We start from the raw sequence: 1,997 nt of genomic DNA on the forward strand, positions 1-1,997 counted from the left end.
CGCTCATCTCCAGGCGTCGCGTCGACATTGCGAACTCGGCTCTGACCTGATCCTTGTTCGCCTGGATTTCGGCCAGCGTCAGCGGCATCGAAGCCTCGACCCGCCTGCGCGTCAGCGCGACGGCCCGGCGCCAGATGGCCGGAGCGATCAGCAATGCCAAAAAGCCTGCGCAAAGAAAGCCGAGGGCGAAGAACAGGATCGACTGGACCAAGGTGACTATCCGCTATGGATGGCGGCTACCGCCAAAGCTCGACTTTGCCATCTTGGCATGACGGAAATCCAGTGCCGCGGCAAGAGCATGCCGCGGCAAGACCTGCAACAAGCAGTTCTGACGTTGGATTGGCACCGTCATGACCTTGTCAGAACGGATTCCAGGTCGGCCGCTGCGTGAGTTTCAGATAGCCGAGATTGACGCCCAGCCTGGCGCCGACGCCGGTCCGGATCGGGACGAGCAGGACCCTGTTGTTCTGCAGCACGTTGAAGCCGACGCCCGCAACGACATAGGCGGAGCCGGCGACACCGCCGAACCGGTTATAGAGATTGCCTATGTCGTCGAGGTTATAGACGAGCATCATGACGCGCGATCCCTCGCCGCCGAAGTCCCAGCCGAGCGAAGGGCCCTGCCAGAACACCTTATGGTCGCCGGCATTCTTGGTGTAGAGGGTGCCCTCGCCATAGGTCAGGCCGCCGATCAGCGCGCCGGACCCTTCCTCGCCGAGCAGGTAGCCGTTGGGCAGGCCGTAGGAGGCGAAGATCTTCTCGACGACCGTGGCCAGGCCGCCGGAGGTCGCGCCGAAGAACTTGTGGCCGGAATCGATGATCTCCTGGGCGGTATATTCCTGTGCCCGCAGCGCGGAGGTTGAGAAGACGAGAGCGCCCATGAGGGCAATCGCCATGGAAATGACACGGAAAAGATTCCGGTCGTAGAATCGGGAAAACATGCTTCCAATCTCCGTCAGGGAGCACTTTCGCCGACGCCTCGCACCCCCCACGGCTCTTGGCGGCCGCTCGAGGTGACTATCACTGGCAAACTATGCCGTAATCCTTTTTCAACCATTAAGCTCTCACATGAAGATGGCGGTTCGAAGGCCGGGGAACCCAGCTCTGGCCCCGAAACGCTGCGCGGGGCCCGGCATTTCCGCGCGAATCCACCATTTTCGCCGACGACAATTTTGGATTTGTTGCTGCACGCTCGGGCGCTGTGTATTCAGGGTGCCCAGGGAGAGCGCGTGATTCGTGCGGGCGGGGCGCGACGACTGATCGCTCGGCCGTGAATAACTTTAGCAGGGACTTCGCCTATGGCCGAGCTTTTCACCCTTTCCGCACCCGACCTTGCCGCGCTGCTCTGCAGCCGGGTCTGCCACGACATCATCTCGCCGGTCGGCGCCATCAACAACGGCCTTGAATTGCTCGACGAGGGCGGCGCCGACGAAGACGCCATGAAGCTGATCCGCCAGAGCGCCAGGAATGCCTCGGCCCGGCTGCAATTCGCCCGCATCGCCTTCGGCGCCGCCGGCTCGGCTGGCATGATGATCGACACCGGCGACGCCGAGGCGGTCGCCATCGCCTTCCTCAAGAACGAGAAGCCGGAACTGGTGTGGAACGGGGCCCGCGCGCTGCTGCCCAAGAACAAGGTCAAGCTGTTGCTCAACCTCATTCTCGTCGCCAACGCCGCCATTCCGCGCGGCGGCAAGCTTGTAGTCACCCTGGAGAATCTCGACACCGAGCCGCGTTTTGCGCTGTCGGCCGCCGGTCCGATGCTGCGCGTGCCGCCGAAATTCCTCGAACTGCATTCCGGCCACAAGCCCGAGGAACCGATCGACGCCCATTCGGTCCAGCCCTATTACACGCTGCTCTTGGCGCGCGAGGCCAACATGACGATTTCGATCCACGCGACGGCCGAGGAAATCGTGCTGTCGGCCGCTTGAGCGGCCTGTTCTGTCGGCAAGAACAGATCAAGTATTTATTTCAAATAATATTTGCGGCTGGGCCTGCAT

At 62.1% G+C, this 1,997-nt stretch carries 2 protein-coding genes and 1 pseudogene; 1 reads left to right on the plus strand and 2 read right to left on the minus strand.

The features are described 5' to 3' along the window. Together EN780_RS32935 and EN780_RS32940 are read right to left on the minus strand one after the other, a co-directional pair. Positions 1-211, minus strand: a pseudogene (locus tag EN780_RS32935) (hypothetical protein); the annotation flags it as partial. A gap of 148 nt (positions 212-359) precedes the next feature. Beyond that, a complete protein-coding gene (locus EN780_RS32940) occupies positions 360-896 on the minus strand; it encodes an EipA family protein (protein WP_245478323.1) in 537 nt (178 codons plus the stop codon). A 402-nt stretch (positions 897-1,298) separates the two neighbouring features. Here EN780_RS32940 and EN780_RS32945 point away from each other — a divergent pair, with 402 nt between their 5' ends. Further along, a complete protein-coding gene (locus EN780_RS32945) occupies positions 1,299-1,928 on the plus strand; it encodes a histidine phosphotransferase family protein (protein ID WP_127282270.1) in 630 nt (209 codons plus the stop codon). Positions 1,929-1,997: the final 69 nt, after the last annotated feature.

The organism is Mesorhizobium sp. M4B.F.Ca.ET.089.01.1.1, from assembly GCF_004022605.1.
Lineage (GTDB): Bacteria > Pseudomonadota > Alphaproteobacteria > Rhizobiales > Rhizobiaceae > Mesorhizobium > Mesorhizobium abyssinicae.